The 17,828-nt window shown below is 59.2% G+C and carries 13 protein-coding genes; 10 read left to right on the top strand and 3 right to left on the bottom strand.

Annotated features, from left to right (window positions below):
- Positions 1-143: 143 nt before the first annotated feature.
- The gene (locus tag KDX37_RS27305) at positions 144-1,103 is read left to right on the top strand and encodes an alpha-xenorhabdolysin family binary toxin subunit B (RefSeq protein WP_231656340.1); all 960 of its coding nucleotides are present in this window, start codon (positions 144-146) and stop codon (positions 1,101-1,103) included.
- Positions 1,104-1,193: 90 nt separating this feature from the next.
- On the opposite strand, the gene KDX37_RS27300 is transcribed toward KDX37_RS27305, so the two are convergent.
- Positions 1,194-2,084, bottom strand: a complete 891-nt coding sequence (locus KDX37_RS27300; protein WP_231656339.1) for a LysR family transcriptional regulator — start codon at positions 2,082-2,084, stop codon at positions 1,194-1,196.
- Between the two features lie 234 nt (positions 2,085-2,318).
- Between KDX37_RS27300 and speB the strand changes: the two genes are divergently transcribed.
- The 7 genes from speB to KDX37_RS27265 all read left to right on the top strand — a co-directional run bounded on the left by speB (position 2,319) and on the right by KDX37_RS27265 (position 10,936).
- Entirely contained in the window at positions 2,319-3,278 is a 960-nt protein-coding gene (gene speB, locus KDX37_RS27295; protein WP_231656338.1) for an agmatinase, read from the top strand.
- A gap of 145 nt (positions 3,279-3,423) precedes the next feature.
- Positions 3,424-4,950 (top strand): purine-cytosine permease family protein, encoded by a 1,527-nt coding sequence (locus tag KDX37_RS27290; protein WP_231656337.1) that lies wholly within the window; start codon positions 3,424-3,426, stop codon positions 4,948-4,950.
- Positions 4,951-4,992: 42 nt separating this feature from the next.
- Positions 4,993-5,853, top strand: a complete 861-nt coding sequence (locus KDX37_RS27285; RefSeq protein ID WP_231656336.1) for a sugar phosphate isomerase/epimerase family protein — start codon at positions 4,993-4,995, stop codon at positions 5,851-5,853.
- Complete coding sequence (locus KDX37_RS27280; protein ID WP_231656335.1) at positions 5,850-6,878, top strand: isopenicillin N synthase family dioxygenase; 1,029 nt, start codon at positions 5,850-5,852, stop codon at positions 6,876-6,878. Before KDX37_RS27285 ends, KDX37_RS27280 begins: the two co-directional genes overlap by 4 nt.
- Positions 6,879-6,918: 40 nt before the next feature.
- Positions 6,919-7,713: an ABC transporter substrate-binding protein gene (locus KDX37_RS27275; RefSeq protein ID WP_231656334.1), complete on the top strand. Its 795-nt coding sequence runs from the start codon at positions 6,919-6,921 to the stop codon at positions 7,711-7,713.
- A gap of 92 nt (positions 7,714-7,805) precedes the next feature.
- Positions 7,806-9,338: an amino acid ABC transporter permease/ATP-binding protein gene (locus KDX37_RS27270; RefSeq protein WP_231656341.1), complete on the top strand. Its 1,533-nt coding sequence runs from the start codon at positions 7,806-7,808 to the stop codon at positions 9,336-9,338.
- The gene (locus KDX37_RS27265; protein WP_231656333.1) at positions 9,335-10,936 is read left to right on the top strand and encodes a 5-guanidino-2-oxopentanoate decarboxylase; all 1,602 of its coding nucleotides are present in this window, start codon (positions 9,335-9,337) and stop codon (positions 10,934-10,936) included. Before KDX37_RS27270 ends, KDX37_RS27265 begins: the two co-directional genes overlap by 4 nt.
- Here KDX37_RS27265 and KDX37_RS27260 read toward each other — a convergent pair.
- Both KDX37_RS27260 and KDX37_RS27255 read right to left on the bottom strand, forming a co-directional pair.
- A complete protein-coding gene (locus tag KDX37_RS27260) occupies positions 10,933-11,751 on the bottom strand; it encodes a tetratricopeptide repeat protein (protein WP_231656332.1) in 819 nt (272 codons plus the stop codon). The genes KDX37_RS27265 and KDX37_RS27260 overlap by 4 nt on opposite strands.
- A gap of 3 nt (positions 11,752-11,754) precedes the next feature.
- The gene (locus KDX37_RS27255; protein WP_231656331.1) at positions 11,755-12,435 is read right to left on the bottom strand and encodes a Fe2+-dependent dioxygenase; all 681 of its coding nucleotides are present in this window, start codon (positions 12,433-12,435) and stop codon (positions 11,755-11,757) included.
- A 216-nt stretch (positions 12,436-12,651) separates the two neighbouring features.
- On the opposite strand from KDX37_RS27255, the gene KDX37_RS27250 reads away from it, so the two are divergent.
- Together KDX37_RS27250 and KDX37_RS27245 are read left to right on the top strand one after the other, a co-directional pair.
- The gene (locus KDX37_RS27250; RefSeq protein WP_231656330.1) at positions 12,652-14,904 is read left to right on the top strand and encodes a TonB-dependent receptor; all 2,253 of its coding nucleotides are present in this window, start codon (positions 12,652-12,654) and stop codon (positions 14,902-14,904) included.
- A 146-nt stretch (positions 14,905-15,050) separates the two neighbouring features.
- Positions 15,051-17,600, top strand: a complete 2,550-nt coding sequence (locus tag KDX37_RS27245; protein WP_231656329.1) for a PepSY domain-containing protein — start codon at positions 15,051-15,053, stop codon at positions 17,598-17,600.
- Positions 17,601-17,828: the final 228 nt, after the last annotated feature.

The following is a 17,828-nucleotide window of genomic DNA, read 5'->3' as shown; positions in this document are numbered from 1 at the left end:
AGGATTACGAAGCCTTGCTGCCGTGGAACTGCGAACCTCGACTTCACAGCTAAGCGCTTTACCTATCTTTTGCCAGGTGGGGTTTATGGAGCGCTTACCATATACTGGATGTACCGTTTCAATTAAACATACCCGAGGCGGGTGTGGTCATTAGCAGTCGTGATCACTTGCGACGTCAGGTCGAGTCGCTGGCCGATATATACCTGCCGGTGGTAGTCGAGACGCTGCTTGCTTTGCTGGAAGAGTTGAGTGAGGTCGACAAGCAGGCACTGAATACGCTCACGCTGGTGCCTTCCCTGTTTCAAACCAGCGATATCCAGCCCTTTCTCGACGCGATTGCAGCGTTGCAAAAAAATGTGGCGACTCCAGCTTCTGATGCAGCGATCGCTGAATACCGTGTAGAAATAGAGCAACTTGTTGGCGCTCGATGCGCATCGCTGTCTCATCATGCGAACACGCTGGACAGGGCACTGATCAATTTGCGGGCCATTGAGTTCAGCCATTTCGCTCATCTGATCAGTCCATTGACTGAGGACGTGCAATCCACGCAGCTCAAACTTGAAGCTGAGCAAGCGCTTTTGACTGCCCTCACTGAGCAGTATGCGGTGGCTAACACGTTGGTCGCCGAGGTCGAAAGCCTCAGTTTTTACGACAAGCTCAAACCGCTGGTGACATCGCTGGAGAAGCTGGCTGAAGTGGATCCGCAAAGCCCGCTCGTTGGCTCTATTCAGGCAGGTATTACCGGCGTTTCAAATATGCTGAATCTGCTCGACGGTGCGCTCAGTTACGAGCAGTTGCTGGGCTACAGGGACAAAGTGGCTGCGCAGATGACTGAGTCTCGGGATAAAACCGCAGAAATTGCCAGGCAATCAGGCTCGAGCGCCCGCAAGCTGGAACAGTTGTCGGCACTTGGCGTCATTGACACCTCCAAAGCCGAGTACATGAGCGAAATCGGCAAGCTGGTGGAGGCACTCAATCGCTTTCTTGAACTCAACGGCCGGACAGGATCAGAGACGATTGAAGTACGCGTCTCGCGCTTTGCTCATCAGGGGCGCTTGCTTGCCAATCAGTTGAACGAGCTACGTCGTGAATGGCGTAATTGAAGCGCCCCTTCTCAAATCTCATGCCCCGTCATGATGGGCGGGTGCGTGCAGGGACCTGGCAGACGTTCTGGTTGTTGTACGGTGTAAAAATTATCCCTCGAGCCGCGCCTTCAAACGGTCCCGGAAACTCTGGATCAATGGCTCCCTGGCTCTGCCGCGCCGCAGCGCCAGCGAGAAGGGTGCCTGATAGCCGAACGTGGTCGGCAACAACACTTTCAGGCGCTTCTGGTCGACCCAGAATTGCGCATAGTGCTCAGGCAGGTAGCCGATGTAAGCGCCGGACAACACCAGTATCAATTGCGCTTCCATCGACTCCACTGTCGCCGCGCTGTCCTTGAACCCGTGGCGGGCCAATTCAGACTGGCTCCAGTAGCCGCGACCGACCATGCGTTGTTGGGCGATGAGCTGCGCAGGAATACGGCGCTGTTCGAACAGTTCATGTCGGTCGCTGCAGTACAGCCAGTGCTGCTCGCGATAGAGGGCCTGATACATCAGGCCATTCATGCGGATCGAAAAAGCACCAATGATCAGGTCCAGGCGATTTTCCAGCAGGCCCAGTTGCAGCTGAGCCGGACTGAGCACTGACAGGTGCAAGTGCACAGCTGGATGCTCCTTGCTGTAGGCGCCAATGACGTCGGCCAGTGGCAGCGCGCTGTCACTGACCGTGGAATCGAGCACCCCCAGATTCAATGTGCCACGCAGCTCGCCCTTGAGTGCCGCGCTGTAGCGCTCGAAGCCCTCGAGTTCGGACAGCAGACGCAAGGTCTCCTGATGAAACAGCTCACCTTTGCTGGTCAGGCTGAAACCACCTCGACCTCGATGGCAAAGCACCAGCCCGAGTTGGGTTTCAAGCTGGCTCATGTAAGTACTGATCGCTGAGGTGGATAGATTGAGCTCTTGTTGTGCTGCCGCAAAACCTTGATTGCGCACCACGCTGGCGAAAATGCGCAGCAATTTGAGGTCGGGCATGGCAGAGGACATAAGGGCTCCGGGCGGTTTGGCTGGTCGCAGTCTAAGCCCGGCGGGCTTGGGAGCAAGTGTTGTTTCACTAAAAATTGCTGGGCGCGCTTGACCTCTTTGCGTGCCAGTCAGGGCGGTCCGGCCAGAAGGATAGTTATGAAAAGTCTGAACTGAATATTTGCTGACAGCGATTCTTCTGCGCACACGGCGTCACCAGAATGGCCTCACATTCATCAGAACAACGTGAGGTCCGCCGTGGACAAGACCCTTCACCAGCCGTTGGGTGGTAATGAGATGCCGCGCTTTGGCGGCATTGCCACCATGCTGCGCCTGCCGCACGTGGAGGACCCCGAAGGGCTTGATCGTCTGGATGCTGCCTTCGTCGGGATTCCGTTGGACATCGGGACGTCGTTGCGTCCCGGCACACGTTTCGGGCCTCGGGGCATTCGTGCCGAGTCGGTGATGATTCGTCCCTACAACATGGCGACCGGCGCCGCGCCTTTCGACTCGTTGAACGTGGCCGACATAGGTGACGTGGCCATCAACACCTTCAACCTGCTGGACAGCGTACGCCTCATCGAAGAGGCGTATGACCGTATTCTGGGGCACGGCATCATCCCGCTGACCCTGGGCGGCGATCACACTCTGACTTTGCCGATTCTGCGTGCCATTCACCGCAAGCATGGCAAGGTCGGCCTGGTGCACATCGATGCCCATGCCGACGTCAACGATCACATGTTTGGCGAAAAGATCGCCCACGGCACCACGTTCCGTCGTGCCCAGGAAGAAGGGCTGCTGGACAGCGACCGAGTGGTGCAGATCGGCTTGCGCGCTCAGGGTTATACCGCCGAAGACTTCAACTGGAGCCGCAAGCAGGGTTTCCGAGTGGTGCAGGCAGAAGAGTGCTGGCATCAGTCGTTGGCGCCGCTGATGGCTGAGGTGCGGGAGAAAGTGGGCGGCGGTCCTGTGTACCTGTCGTTCGACATCGACGGCATCGATCCCGCGTGGGCTCCGGGTACCGGCACGCCTGAAGTCGGCGGTCTGACGACTATTCAGGCGTTGGAGATCATTCGCGGCTGCCAGGGGCTGGATCTGGTCGGTTGCGATCTGGTGGAAGTCTCACCGCCTTATGACACGACCGGCAATACGTCGCTGCTGGGCGCCAACCTGCTCTACGAAATGCTCTGTGTGTTACCCGGTGTCGTGCGTCGATGAGCGTCTTGCAGACACTTGCAACGCGATAGCAATGCCATAAGAAAAATCAGATCGACCTTCCGTCCGGGGTTAACGGACGGCCATAAAGGGTCTGCGTGCCTGCGCTGGCCTTACAACAACCGTGACAGGTGCTGGAGCGATACACATGAGCCATTCGACGCGTCTCGAAGACCGTATCGATACCCGCATTGAAACCTGGGGTGTCGAGCAGATACCCGATAGCCAGCGCGATGCCCGCCCTCTGGATCTGTTTCGTTTGATCTTCGGCGGCGCCAATACGTTTTCCACCGCCGTATTGGGCAGCTTCCCGGTGCTGTTCGGGCTGTCTTTTCAGGCCGGGGTCTGGGCCATTGTGCTCGGGGTACTGACAGGGGCTGTGATCCTTGCGCCGATGGGATTGTTCGGCGCCATCAATGGCACCAATAACGCGGTGTCGTCGGGCGCGCATTTCGGGGTGCATGGCCGCATCATTGGTTCGTTTCTGTCGCTGCTGACGGCCATCGCGTTCTTCTCGCTGTCGGTGTGGAGTTCCGGCGACGCGCTGGTAGGTGGTGCTCAGCGGCTGGTCGGCCTGCCGGAAAACGACGTCAGTCTGGGCCTGGCCTACGGCCTGTTCGCGGTGTTGGTGCTGGTAGTGTGCATCTTCGGTTTCCGTTTCATGCTATGGGTCAACAAGATTGCAGTGTGGGCGTCCAGCCTGCTCTTTCTGCTGGGTATCTTCGCGTTCGCGGGGCCTTTCGATGCGACGTATGCGGGCAGCGTCAACCTTGAGCAGCCTGGCTTCTGGGCCGCCTTCGTGGGGGCAGCGTTGCTGGCGATGAGCAATCCGGTGTCGTTCGGCGCGTTTCTCGGTGACTGGTCGCGTTACATTCCGCGTGACACTTCAAAAGTGCGCATCATGCTCGCGGTCCTGGCCGCGCAGTTCGGCACGCTGATCCCATTCCTGTTCGGCTTGTGCACGGCCACATTGGTGGCCAGCCAGGCACCGCAGTACATCGAAACCAATAACTATGTCGGCGGATTGCTGGCGATCTCGCCCAGCTGGTTCTTCCTGCCGGTTTGCCTGATCGCGGTAATCGGCGGGCTTTCAACCGGCACCACAGCGCTGTATGGCACTGGCCTGGATATGTCGAGCATGTTCCCTCGATTGCTCAACCGTGCGGGCGCTACGCTGCTGATCGGCATTGCGGCCATTGCCTTTATCTTCATCGGCCGTTTCGCCTTCAATCTAGTGCAGAGCGTGTCGACGTTTGCGGTGCTGATCATTACCTGCACCAGCCCGTGGATGGTGGTCATGATTCTCGGCCTGATCACGCGTCGCGGTTTCTATCATGCCGATGACCTGCAAGTGTTCACGCGTGGTGAGCGTGGCGGCCATTACTGGTTCCACCACGGCTGGAACTGGCGTGGCCTGGGGGCCTGGCTCCCCAGTGCGGCGACAGGTCTGTGTTTCGTCAACCTGCCGGGTCAGTTCGTCGGGCCGCTGGGCGAGCTTGCCGGCGGTATCGATATCAGCCTGCCGATCACGCTGGGTCTTGCCGCGTTGTTGTACCTGACCCTGCTGCGCACTTTTCCGGAGCCAGCCGGGGTTTACGGCCCCAAGGGCGCTCACCCGATTCTGGGTCGCAAAGCCATGAGCAACGTCGCACAAGCGGCCACCGTCCATTCGTGATCGGGCTGCATCCCGACCGGATGCAGGCCGGCAGGCAGGCTTATGAAACTGGAAATCTTTCGTACATTGTGGGGTTACCGCGGGACGTGGCAGCAGGCGCTGGACGAGGCCCTTGGCGCAGGTTTTGACGGGTTCGAAGCGCGTGTTCCGCAACAGCGCACGGAGCGCGCTGAGTTCACGGCGTTCCTGCGTGACAACCGGGTCCCTTACATCGCGATTCTGTTCACCTCGACCCCGGTCCTGCCCCTGCAAGCCGCCACGCCAGCCGAGCATCTGGCGGACTTCGCCCAGAAGTTGCAGCTGGCGTCAGAACTGGAGCCGCGTTTCGTCAATGTGCTGGCTGGCAACGACCGCTGGCCTCTGACGCAACAAGTGGATTTCTTCGGCGAAGCGCTGGAGATCGCCAGGCGCAGCGGGCTGATGTGCAGCTTCGAGACGCACCGGGCGCGCTCGCTGTTCAACCCCTGGCTGACCCTGCAGTTGATCGAGCAAGTGCCGGATCTGCGTTTCACCAGCGACATCAGTCATTGGGTGGTGACGTGCGAACGGCTGCTGAACGATCCGGCGGATGACCTGCACGCTTTTGTCGAGCGTGTGCACCACATTCAGGCGCGAGTCGGTTACGACCAAGGGCCTCAGGTGCCGCATCCGGCAGCGCCGGAACATGCCGATGCCCTGGCGTTTCATCAGCAGCACTGGGAGGCGATATGGCAATCGCAGCAGGCCCGGGGGTATCTCGGCACGACCCTGACGCCGGAGTTCGGCCCCGATGGTTACCTCCATCATTTGCCGTTCACCAATGTGCCGGTGGCCGACCTGTGGAGCCTCAATGCCTGGATGGGACGTACCGAGCGTGAGCATTTCAATGCTTTTTCCAATCACTTCGCGAGGCCGCAGTCATGAGTGAACGTCCCGCTTTCACGCGTATTCCAGTGGTCGACATTCAGGGGCTGTTCAGCGAACGCCTTGAGCAGCGCCAGTCTGTGGCGCAGGCGTTGGGCGAAGCCGCTCGAGAGGTGGGTTTTCTGTACATCACGGGGCACGGTATCGAGCCTGCGCTGATCGACAACCTGCACCGCGCGGCCGAGCAGTACTTTGCCCAACCACTGGACGCAAAGATGCGTCATTACATCGGGCGTTCGCAAACTCACAAAGGGTTTGTGCCTGAAGGTGAAGAGGTTTACGGCACTGGCAAACCTGACCACAAGGAAGCGTTCGACATCGGTTTTGAAGTACCTGCCGACCATCCGTTGGTAATTGACGGGACGCCCTTGCTGGGGCCCAACGATTGGCCGACGTTGCCCGGCTTTCAGGATGCTGTTCAGGCTTACTACCAGGCGGTGTTTGCCTTGGGTCATCAACTGTTTCGCGGTTTTGCCCTGGCCCTTGGCCTCGACGAGCACTACTTCGATGAAATGGCGTGTTTTCCGCCTTCCAAACTGCGCCTGATTCATTACCCGTTCGACGCGACTGCGCAGGATGCCCCAGGCATAGGTGCACATACCGACTACGAGTGCTTCACCATTCTCAAGGCCGACCAGCCGGGGCTCGAAGTCATGAACGAGAAGGGCGAGTGGATCGATGCGCCGCCGCTGCCGGATGCCTTTGTGGTCAACATTGGCGACATGCTGGAAGTCATGACCAGCGGCGCATTCGTGGCCACCGCGCACCGGGTACGCAAGGTCAGGCAGGAGCGTTATTCCTTTCCCCTGTTCTACGCCTGCGACTACCACACCTTGATTCGGCCGCTGCCGCAATTTACGACCGATGCAGAAGGCTACGAGGAAATTGCCATCGGCGAGCATATGTGGGCCCAGGCTTTGCAAACCTATCAATACCTGCGCCAGCGCGTGGCCAGCGGGCAACTTGCCTTGCCGGAGCGCGCCAGAAAGCCATCAAGCTTCGGGCACCTGAAAACCATAGCGTGACTTCGTGATCTGCCGTCTCCCTCAACCTGGAATGACCACTATGCAAAACAACACGCTTTCACGCTTTGCCACTTCTGTTCTGGCGCTGGCCTTGTGTGCTGGAACCGTGCAGGCGGCTCCCACCGCCACGCCCGGTACGCTCAAGGTCGGCATGGAGATTTCGTACCCGCCGTTCGAATCCTATGACGGCGACAAGGTCGTGGGTTTCGATCCGGAGGTTTCCACGGCGCTGGCCAAGCACCTGGGTGGCCTGAAGGTGGAGTTTGTCGATACCCGTTTCCCGAACCTGATTCTGGGCCTGAACGCCAACCGTTTCGACACCGTGATATCGGGCATGTACATCACCGAAGAGCGCACCAAACAGGCCGAGGCGATTCCCTACGCCCAGGTCGGTGCGTCGATCATGGTACGCAGCGACAGTACCGCCAAGCCGCAACAGCCTGAAGACTTGTGCGGAATGAAAGTAGGCCTGCAACAGGGCACCAACTGGATCAACCAACTGAAGGCCGTATCTGCCGACTATTGTGCCAAACAGAGCAAAGGTGAAATCGCCATCAGCGAGTTTCCGACCACCGCCGAGGCTTCCCAGGCATTGATGTCCGGTAATATTCAGGCTCATCTGGAAATCTCCGCCGCGTCGCAAATGATCGTCGACAAGGCGCGTGGCCGCATCGTCATCAGCTCGCAGAAAGCGCTGTACCCACAGACTTTGGGTATCTATGTGAAGAAGGGCAACGCCGAGCTGTTGGAAAAACTGCGCGGCGCAGTGGAAGCCTACAAGAAGAGCAGCGAGTACAACGAGATCCTCAAGAAGTACAACCTCGAACCCGCATGAGCCTGCTTGATCGCTGACTGAAGGCGCAGGCCCTCGTGCCTGCGCCGTCAATGGGCGAAGCCTCCATTTTCCATCTGTTGTCCGAGGTCATCATGGCATTCGATTGGGCTTATTTTTTCTCGTTGTTTTCCATTTCTGCTTTCTGGAATGCCTGCCTCACTGTTGTTCAGTTGAGCACAATGTCCTGGACGCTGGGGCTTGCCCTGGGCTTTTTGCTGGCCAGTGCCAAACTGTCCCGTCACGCGTGGCTGAGCATCCCGGCGAGCTTTTATATCTGGCTGTTTCGCAGTATTCCGCTGTTGGTGCTGCTGGTGTTCGTCTACAACCTGCCGCAGCTGTTCCCGTCAACCGGTAGCCTGTTGTCGCAACCGTTCTATTCCGGGCTCATCGCGTTAGTGCTGACCGAGACCGCGTACATGGCCGAGATCCATCGCAGCGGACTGCTGTCAGTGCTCAAGGGGCAGCATGAGGCGGCCAAGGCTCTCGGTATTCGCGGGATCGGCGCGCAGCGTCTGGTGGTCATTCCTCAGGCCATCCGCATTGCCTTGCCGACCTTGACCAACGAGTACGTGACCATCGTCAAACTGACGTCGCTGGTGTCGGTGATTTCGCTGAATGAGTTGCTCCTGGTTGGCCAGCGCATGTATGCGCAGAATTTTCTGGTGCTGGAAACCCTGGCTGCCGTGGCGGTGTACTACGTGTTGATCGTCACGGTGTTCGGCTGGCTGTTGCAGTGGGCCGAGCGGCATCTGGACCTGACCCGCAAGAACGCGCAGACCCTGGATGATCGCCAGACTGCAGCACTACGTTCGGTGTCTGAACAGGGCAAGCGCCGCGTCGACAAGGCTGCCGGACAACCTGATGCCTTGTTGTTGCGCAGCATCCATAAGCGTTATGGCAATCATGAGGTGCTCAAAGGCATCGACTTGAACGTGCGCTGTGGCGAAGTAATCTCCATCATCGGTCCGTCCGGCTCGGGCAAGACGTCGTTGATTCGTACGATCAACAATCTGGAGAGCATCGACAAGGGTGAGATCGTGCTGTTTGGCAATGACTTCATCGCCGCTGGCAATCGCGCCGATTCATCGACCATTCGCCAAGGCATCAGACGCATTGGCATGGTGTTCCAGAACTTCAACCTGTTCCCGCATCGCACCATCCTCGACAACGTGATTCTGGCGCCGCGCTATCACGGGCTGGCCAACGGCAGCGAGTTGCGTCGCAAAGGTTGCGCACTGCTTGATCGTGTCGGCCTGCTGGCTCACGCCGACAAGTACCCGCATCAGTTGTCGGGCGGCCAACAGCAACGAGTCGCCATCGCGCGTGCGCTGGCCATGGAGCCGGATATTATGTTGTTCGACGAGCCTACTTCGGCCCTGGACCCTGAGCTGGTGGGCGACGTGCTCAATGTCATCCGGGACCTGGCCCAAGAGGGCATCACCATGCTGATCGTGACCCACGAAATGGATTTTGCGCTGTCGATTTCCGACCGCATCGTGTTCATGGAAAATGGCCATATCGCAGCCGACGCATCGCCAGCGGCTATCCGTAGCGAAGGCCATGAGCGCGTACGCAGGTTCATCGGACTGGAACAGATCGGGCTGGACCAGGAGGCGACCGCATGACCACGTGCGCAGAGTTTCTCGTCAGGCAACTGCACGAATGGGGCGTCGATACCGTGTTCGGCATTCCGGGTGTACATACCGTAGAGCTTTATCGTGGTTTGCCCGGCAGCGGCATACGGCACATCACCCCGCGTCACGAGCAGGGTGCGGGGTTCATGGCCGACGGTTATGCCCGGGTCAGCGGCAAGCCCGGCGTGTGCTTCATCATCACCGGACCGGGAATGACCAATATCCTCACAGCCATGGGCCAGGCTTACGCCGACTCGATCCCGATGCTGGTCATTTCAAGCGTCAATGAGCGGTCACGTCTCGGGCTAGGCAATGGCTACCTTCACGAACTGCCCAGCCAACAGGCGATGTTGGCCGGTGTCAGTGCGTTTAGTCATACCTTGATGAATGTCGACGACCTGCCTGACGTACTGGCCCGTGCCTTTGCGGTGTTTGACAGTCAGCGACCAAGACCGGTGCACATCGAATTACCCCTGGACATCATGACCGCCGCTGCCGACCACCTGCAGGTGCTTCCCCGCCAAATTAGCGCACGACCAGCGCCCGACCCGGCTGCAATTCGTGAAGCTGCCACGCGTCTGGCACACGCCAAACAGCCTCTTTTATTACTCGGCGGTGGATGTGTGGAGGCCATGGCCGAAGCTCGCGAGCTGGCGACCCGGCTCGATGCTCCCACTGCGCTGACCATCAATGCCAAAGGCTTGCTGCCTGCCGATCATCCCTTGTTGATCGGCAGCAACCAGTCATTGATTGCGGTGCGGCAGCTGGCGCTGGAGGCGGATGTAGTGCTGGCCATCGGCACCGAGCTGGGTGAAACCGACTATGACGTGGTATTCGACGGCGGCTTCCGGATTGGCGGCGAGCTGATTCGCATCGATATCGACGCTGCGCAACTGAACCGTAACCATCCACCGGCTCTGTCGATCCTCAGCGATGCACGGCAGGCCATGCAGGCTTTGCTGGCCGAGTTGCCACCTCGCGGCGCAACCCACAACGGTTCTGGCGCGCAACGGTCTGCCGAGGTACGCACGCAGTTGGCTGAGGCATTCAGTGGCTGGGCGCATTATCGGTTGTTGTTCGATTGCATTCTCGATGTGCTGCCAGACGCCCGTTTCGTCGGTGACTCGACCCAGACCGTGTACAGCGGTAATCATCTGGTCGAACTGGATGGGCCGCGTCGCTGGTTCAACGCCTCTACGGGCTACGGCACGCTGGGCTACGGCCTGCCCGCCGCTATTGGCGCCTGGCTGGCGGATCCATCGCTGCCGGTGATCAGCCTGATGGGCGACGGTGGCATCCAGTTCACCTTGCCGGAGCTGGCAAGCGCGGTGGAAGCGCGGGCGGCAATCATCGTGCTGCTGTGGAACAACCAGGGCTATGGCGAGATCAAGCGCTACATGGAGCGGCGCGACATTACGCCATTGGGTGTGGACATCTATACCCCGGACTTCCTGGCCATCGCACGCGGCTTTGGCTGCGTGGCCGAACGTGCCCGCGACCATGCGCATCTGCAGGCGCTGCTGCGCGAAGCCCCTAGCGACCGACCTTTGATCATCGAGATCAATGAAGCGCCGCCGTTTGCGCCCTAGGTGTTATGGATAACCTCGGCCTGACGCTCAGCCGCGATCAGGCGCAGGGCGATTCGGTCTGATTCATCACCCAGAGCTGCCGCTCGCTGGTGGTAAGGCAGGGCCAGTGTTTGTATGGCTGGTTGCGTTGCGCGCAGTAAGGCTCCGCGCGCCACCCGCAGAAAGTTGAGGTTACCGCCAGCCAGAGCTTCTTTCAGCCAACGGACGGCCTGCTCGACATGACCCTGTTCGGCCAGAATCGACGCATGGCTGAACTGTCCGCGAAAGTCTCCCGCCTGCGCCGAGCTTCGATACCATTCGTGCGCTTCTTCAAGGTCAGCCTGGCTGAGGGCCTGTTCCTCAAGATAGCGCCCCAGCAGGTTCATTGACTTGGCATGGCCCAGCTGTGCCGCGTCTCGGTAACAGGCCAGGGCTTTCAGGTGGTCCTGCCCGATGCCTCGGCCTGTCGCGAGCAGATTGCCCAAGTTGTAAAGCCCCCAGTCCAGGCCTTGTTCGGCCGCTCGTCGATAATGCGTGGCGGCTTGCGCGAGGTCAGGCGGGCATCCCCATCCTTTCTCCAGACAACGGCCCAGCATGTTGTGCGCCATCGCATGGCCCTGGTTGGCCGCCAATCGAAACCAGGTGACCGCCAGTGGCTGGTCCTGTTGGATGCCCGTGCCGTCGAGCAGAATCTGCCCCAGCAAAGCCTGAGCCTCGACACTGCCTTGCGCGGCTGACGCCAGAATCGCCTGAGCCGCGCGAGACGGGTTGTCGGTCAGCATTGCCTTGATGTCTTCGACGTCCAGCGATTCGTGTCGGGCAAGGTTCCAGCTCACGTCTCAGACCTCGACCCAGCGACGCAGGAGGTTGTGATAAGTGCCGGTCAGCTGGATTAGGGACGGATGATCAGGTACGTCCCGGGTCAATTGTTGAATGGCATTGTCCATCTCGAACAGCAGCGCGCGCTGACTGTCTTCACGCACCAGACTTTGAGTCCAGAAGAACGAGGCGTAACGCGCGCCACGTGTCACTGCGTTGACCTTGTGAAGGCTGGTGGCGGGATAGAGCAGCATGTCGCCGGCGGGCAATTTGACCTGCCGAGTAACATAGGTGTCCTGAATTTCCAGCTCGCCACCGTCGTAATCCTCCGGGTCGCTGAAGAACAGGGTCGATGAGATATCGGTACGAACCCGCTCCGCACTGCCCGATGCCTGGCGCACAGCGTTATCGATGTGAAAGTCGAAGCTGCCGCCTGCTGTGTAGCAATTGAACAGCGGCGGGAAGACCTTGTGTGGCAACGCGGCAGACATGAACAATGGGTTGCGCCATACCCGCTCAAGCAGCGCCGCGCCTATTTCCCTGGCCAGCGGATGGCTGTCGGGCAACTGGAGATTGTGTTTGGCCTTGGCAGACTGAAAGCCTGCCGTGATCTTGCCGTCAGCCCACTCGGTCTGTTCCAGCGCTTCGCGAATGCGTGCCACCTCATCGCGGCTAAACAGACCAGGAATGTGTAACAGCATCGTAGCACCGGGCACGGAAGTAAAAGGTAGCAGATGGTAGTGATTCTTATTGTCGCTGTAAAACGCTTCCTGCGGTCGGACGTCACACGGTGTGAAACTTTTGTGAACAAGGCGTACAAATTTCATATTTTTCAGCGAATGCTAATTAATCTCAATTGCTACCGATACCTGTTTGCACTATATTCCGCGGTCTTGACTGCCTGAGGGGTATTTACGATGTCGCGCCAATCACTTTCGCTCAACGCCAGCCCGCAGCGTTCTATCGCATCTGCGGTGGGGGTCGCCATTGCCGCGATGTCCGCTGCACATATGGTTAACGCTGCTGAAAACAACAATGAAAAAGCCGTTTCCCTTGGGGCGACCAGCATTACCGATGACCTGCTCGATACCTCCTACAAGGCGCAAGAGTCGTCTTCAAAGAAGTACACCGCGCCTCTGCGAGACACACCGAAAAGCGTCACGGTCATTCCTCAGCAAGTCATTCGTGACACCGGTGCGACCTCGTTGACCGAGGCCCTGCGCACCACGCCAGGCATCACCTTCGGCGCAGGTGAGGGTGGCAACCCGGCAGCAGACCGTCCGATCATCCGTGGCTTCAACGCTGAAAGTGACGTGTTCGTCGATGGCATGCGCGACGTTGCCGCGCAAACGCGGGAAATTTTCAATATCGAGTCTGTGGAAGTCAGCAAAGGCCCGGGCTCTGCATTCACCGGTGCGGGTTCCACGGGCGGCAGCCTGAACCTCATCACCAAGGGCGCGCACCTGGGCAACGCTTATAACGGCGGTTACACCTTCGGTTCTGATCAGACTCAGCGTTACACGCTCGACGTCAATCAGCAGATGACAGACACCTCGGCCTTTCGCCTGAACCTGATGAAGCATGATGCCAACGTTGCCGGTCGTGACGACGTGGACGTCAGCCGTTGGGGCGTGGCACCGTCTTTCGCGTTCGGGCTGGGCACCGATACCCGCGTAAAAGTGGATTACTACCACCTGGCAACGGATGACATGCCGGACTACGGCATTCCGCTGACGTCCACGACAGGTCGCAGCAAGTACATTGTCGACAAGCCTGTGAGCGTGGACAAAAGCAATTTTTATGGCCTGACCGGCCGTGATTATCGCCAGAGCACCAACGACAGCGGAACCGTGCGTATCGAGCACGACCTGAACGAGAACATGACGCTCTCCAACAGCTTCCGCATGTCCCGCTCGACCCTGGACTACATTGTCACCAACCCGGACGACAGCCGTGGCAACGTCGCCAATGGCACTGTGTCGCGCTCGGCCAAGAGCCGCAATTCCACCTCCAGCGGCTTCGTCAATCAGACCGACCTGACCAGCAAGTTCGACACCGGTTCGATCAGCCATAGCCTGGTCACTGGAATCGAGTTCTCGTATCAGGACACCCACAACCGGGCGTACAACATCCTCAATGCCTCCGGCGGCGCGATTGCCAGCCTTTGCTCGACGGCACTGTTGCGCTCCGGCGATTGCACCAGTCTGGCGGACCCGTCTCCGAAAGACGCGTGGAACGGTACCATCACCGACAGCGCGGCATTCACAGACACTGATACCAAGACCAGCGCTGCCTATGCGTTCGACACGCTGACCCTCAATGAGCAATGGTCGGTGAACCTGGGCCTGCGTTACGACCATTACGACACGCGCTCCAGCGGTTTTGCAGCGGCACGCGGCACCACACCGGCCGGCACATTCGATCGCCAGAAAACCACGCAGCTGTGGAATTACCAGTTGGGTGTGGTCTACAAACCTGCGCCGAACGGCAGCGTGTATGCGGCCCTGTCTACCTCCAGCAACCCGTCGGGTGAAACCAGCGGCAACGGTGGCCTTGAGCTTGCGCTGAACAACGCTGATCTCGACCCGGAAAAGAACCGCAACTACGAGCTGGGGACCAAGTGGGACTTCTTCGGTGACGACCTGTCGCTGACAGCGGCGCTGTTTCGTACCGACAAGACCAACGCGCGAATCACCGACCCGGACAACACGACCTTCCAGACGCTTGATGGCGAACAGCGCGTGCAGGGTATCGAGTTCACCTACGCGGGTAACCTGAGCAGCCGCTGGAAAGCCTACGGTGGCTACACCTACATGGAGAGTGAACTGCTCAAGACCACGCTGGCGGCAGACAAGGGTAATCACATGCCCAATACGCCGCGTAACAGCTTCAACCTGTGGACCACTTACCAGGTGATCCCCAAGTTGACAGTCGGCGGTGGCGCGACTTACGTGGATTCCCGTTTCGGCAACGAAGCCAATTCAGTCGAAGTGCCGTCCTATTGGCGCTACGATGCGATGGCGACGTACGTGTTGACCAAAAATGTCGACCTGCAGCTCAACGTACAGAACCTGACCGACAAGCGTTACTTCGATCAGGTGTTCCAGACGCACTATGCGCATGTCGCCGCTGGCCGCACCGCATTGATGAGTGCCAACTTCCACTTCTGATTCGGGAAGCTGCGCATGACAAACCCCGTTTACTCAGGTAGGCGGGGTTTTTCTGTATCAGGCCCGAGCGCCGTGCAGATGGAAAAATGACAAGACGATCGGTGCACACGTTGCGCCATAGATGGCGGCTGAGGGTGACGGGTTTGTTGAAAAAAGTACTGTTTCAACTGCACTGGTTTTTCGGGATCACCGCAGGTCTCGTGCTCGCCTTGATGGGGACCACTGGCGCGTTGTATTCCTTCGAGGATGAAATTCTCGATGCGCTCAACCCCGATGTGTTGCTGGTCGAGCCCAAAGGTTCGGCGCTGCCTGCGCCCGAACTGGTTCAGCGGCTTGAGACTGCAACCGGGCTGAAAGTCGCTATCCTGCGAGTCGACACCTTGGGTGATCGGGTGGCTCAGGTGTATTTCACCCCCGAGCCCGGTGAACGCCGTGGCCCGAAGCGTAATTTCGATCCCTACACCGGTGAGCTGAGAGGCGACGGTGTGGGCGAAGGCTTTTTCGATTTCGTGCTGCAGCTGCACCGCTTTCTGGCAGCCGGTCAGGTGGGCAAGCAGATCACTGCCGCCTGCACGCTTATTCTGGTGTTTTTCTGCCTGTCCGGTCTCTACCTGCGTTGGCCGCGCAAGGCATTGAACTGGCGCGTCTGGCTGACGCTGGACTGGGCCAAAAAGGGCCGCAGCTTCAATTGGGACCTGCATTCCATTTTCGGCACCTGGTGCCTGTTGTTCTACCTTCTGTTTGCGATCACGGGTCTGAATTGGTCCTACGACTGGGTCAGCAACGGGCTTGAACGGCTGCTCGGCGATACGCCGGTCGAACAGCCCAAGGGCGGTGGAAAAGGCGAGCGCCCGGGCGGTATGGGTAAAAAAGATGCACCGCCACCCAAGCCGCTGGTGGTCGATTACGTGGCAGTCTGGGACAGCATTCAAAAAGCCGCTGGCCCGGAGTTGCGTTCCTACAACCTGCGCCTGCCGGGCAGTGGCGGCCAGCCTGCCACGGTGTTTTATCTGCTCAAGGACTCGCCGCACCCACGGGCGTTGAACACCTTGACGCTGGATCCTGCCAACGGCCAGATCAGTGCCATTTCACGTTACGCAGAGCGTGGCTTCGGCGCGCGGTTGCTGATCAGCAACTACTCGCTGCATGTCGGGAGCTACTTCGGCATCGTCGGTCGCATCGTCATGACAGTCGCGTCGCTGATGATGCCGCTGTTCTTTATCACTGGCTGGCTGCTGTATCTGGATCGGCGGCGCAAAAAGCGTGAGATCAAGACTGCGCGTACTGGCCTGATGCAAGGCTCGGGCGATGCATCCTCCTGGCTGATAGGCTTCGCCAGTCAGAGCGGTTTTGCCGAACAGCTGGCCTGGCAGACCGCAGGCCAGTTACAGGCTGCAGGTTTGCCGGTGCGCGTGCAGCGGCTGGCTGAACTGACTGAAGAAGAGCTGGGCCAGAGCCAGAACGCACTGTTTGTGGTCAGCACCTTTGGTGATGGCGAGGCTCCGGACAGCGCGCGTGGCTTTGAGCGCAAGCTGCTGGGTCGTTCGTTATCGCTGAACAACCTGAATTACGCCGTTCTGGCACTGGGTGACCGTCAGTATCAGCATTTCTGCGGTTTCGCCCATCGTTTGCAGGACTGGCTGGCAGAGCGGGGCGGCAGCACGTTGTTCGCACCGGTCGAGGTGGACAACGCTGATCCGCAAGCCCTGCAGCGCTGGTACCAACAGCTTGGGCAATTGACCGGCTCTGTGCCCTCGGGCAACTGGCAAGCCCCGGTTTTCGAAAACTGGACGCTGCGCCGTCGAGAGCACCTGAACCCTGGCAGCCTGGGGTCGAAGGTCTACCTGCTGGATTTGGTCGCGCCGACAGCTGCGATCTGGCAGGCAGGCGATCTGGTTGAGATCCTGCCGCGCAATGCTCCGTTGACCATTGAGCGTTTTCTTGAAGGGCTGGGTGTCGAGCCTGTTGCGATGGTCAACGTCGATGATTTGCTTGAGCCGCTCAGGCAGGCATTGGCCACGCGCCAGTTGCCGCTGAATCGGGCCCATCTGGTCGGGCTGCATGCGCAGGCGCTGATTGATTCGCTGGTGCCTGTTTCTGTCCGTGAATACTCGATTGCTTCGATTCCTGAGGACGGTTGCCTGCAACTCATCGTGCGTCAGGAAATCCACTCCGATGGCAGCCTGGGGCTGGGCTCTGGCTGGTTGACCGAGCATGCGCCGCTCGACAGCGCGATCAGCCTGCGGATTCGTCGCAACAGCAGCTTTCATCTGCCTGCCGACCCTGTTCCCCTGATCCTGCTCGGTAACGGTACCGGGCTCGCCGGTTTACGCAGCCTGCTGAAAGCGCGCATCGCTCAGGGGCAGTCGCGTAACTGGCTGCTGTTTGGTGAGCGTAATGTCGCGCATGATTTCTACTGCGCGGCAGAGCTGCAAGGCTGGCTGGCGGCGGGCAACCTTGCCCGGCTGGACCTGGCGTTTTCACGCGATCAGGCTGAAAAGGTCTATGTGCAGGACCGCCTGCGCGAGGCTGCAGATGAGTTGCGTGCCTGGCTGGATGACGGCGCAGCGATCTACATCTGCGGCAGTCTTCAAGGCATGGCTGCAGGTGTGGATGAGGTGTTGACCGAGTTGCTGGGTGAGCAGTTAGTCACTGAGTTGGTGGAGCAGGGGCGTTACCGGCGGGATGTGTACTGATGCCTGAGAGCGGTGGGTTGTGGACTTAGCTGTATGTGCGTTCGACTCAGGTCACCTTTTCGCCCCTCGGCGACCCACTTTGATGGGGCCAAAGTGGGCAAAGCCCTTGGCTCCGGTTGGGTCCGCCTACGGCGGATTCCTTCGTCCTGACGCTGATCCGTTTATCACCTTTGCCTTTGATCTTGATCTTCAACCCCCGATCTCACTGACGACGCCAATCGCGCGTAT

The sequence above is a fragment of the Pseudomonas californiensis genome (assembly GCF_021147775.1).
GTDB classification, from domain to species: domain Bacteria; phylum Pseudomonadota; class Gammaproteobacteria; order Pseudomonadales; family Pseudomonadaceae; genus Aquipseudomonas; species Aquipseudomonas californiensis.
This window is presented reverse-complemented; position numbering and strand designations above follow the sequence as displayed.

Bases quoted from the DNA above. Each gene is read 5' to 3' on its own strand.
- KDX37_RS27300 (WP_231656339.1), bottom strand. From the start codon at position 2,084: ATGTCCTCTGCCATGCCCGACCTCAAATTGCTGCGCATTTTCGCCAGC.
- KDX37_RS27290 (WP_231656337.1), top strand. From the start codon at position 3,424: ATGAGCCATTCGACGCGTCTCGAAGACCGTATCGATACCCGCATTGAA.
- KDX37_RS27285 (WP_231656336.1), top strand. From the start codon at position 4,993: ATGAAACTGGAAATCTTTCGTACATTGTGGGGTTACCGCGGGACGTGG.
- KDX37_RS27280 (WP_231656335.1), top strand. From the start codon at position 5,850: ATGAGTGAACGTCCCGCTTTCACGCGTATTCCAGTGGTCGACATTCAG.
- KDX37_RS27275 (WP_231656334.1), top strand. From the start codon at position 6,919: ATGCAAAACAACACGCTTTCACGCTTTGCCACTTCTGTTCTGGCGCTG.
- KDX37_RS27270 (WP_231656341.1), top strand. From the start codon at position 7,806: ATGGCATTCGATTGGGCTTATTTTTTCTCGTTGTTTTCCATTTCTGCT.
- KDX37_RS27265 (WP_231656333.1), top strand. From the start codon at position 9,335: ATGACCACGTGCGCAGAGTTTCTCGTCAGGCAACTGCACGAATGGGGC.
- KDX37_RS27255 (WP_231656331.1), bottom strand. From the start codon at position 12,435: ATGCTGTTACACATTCCTGGTCTGTTTAGCCGCGATGAGGTGGCACGC.
- KDX37_RS27250 (WP_231656330.1), top strand. From the start codon at position 12,652: ATGTCGCGCCAATCACTTTCGCTCAACGCCAGCCCGCAGCGTTCTATC.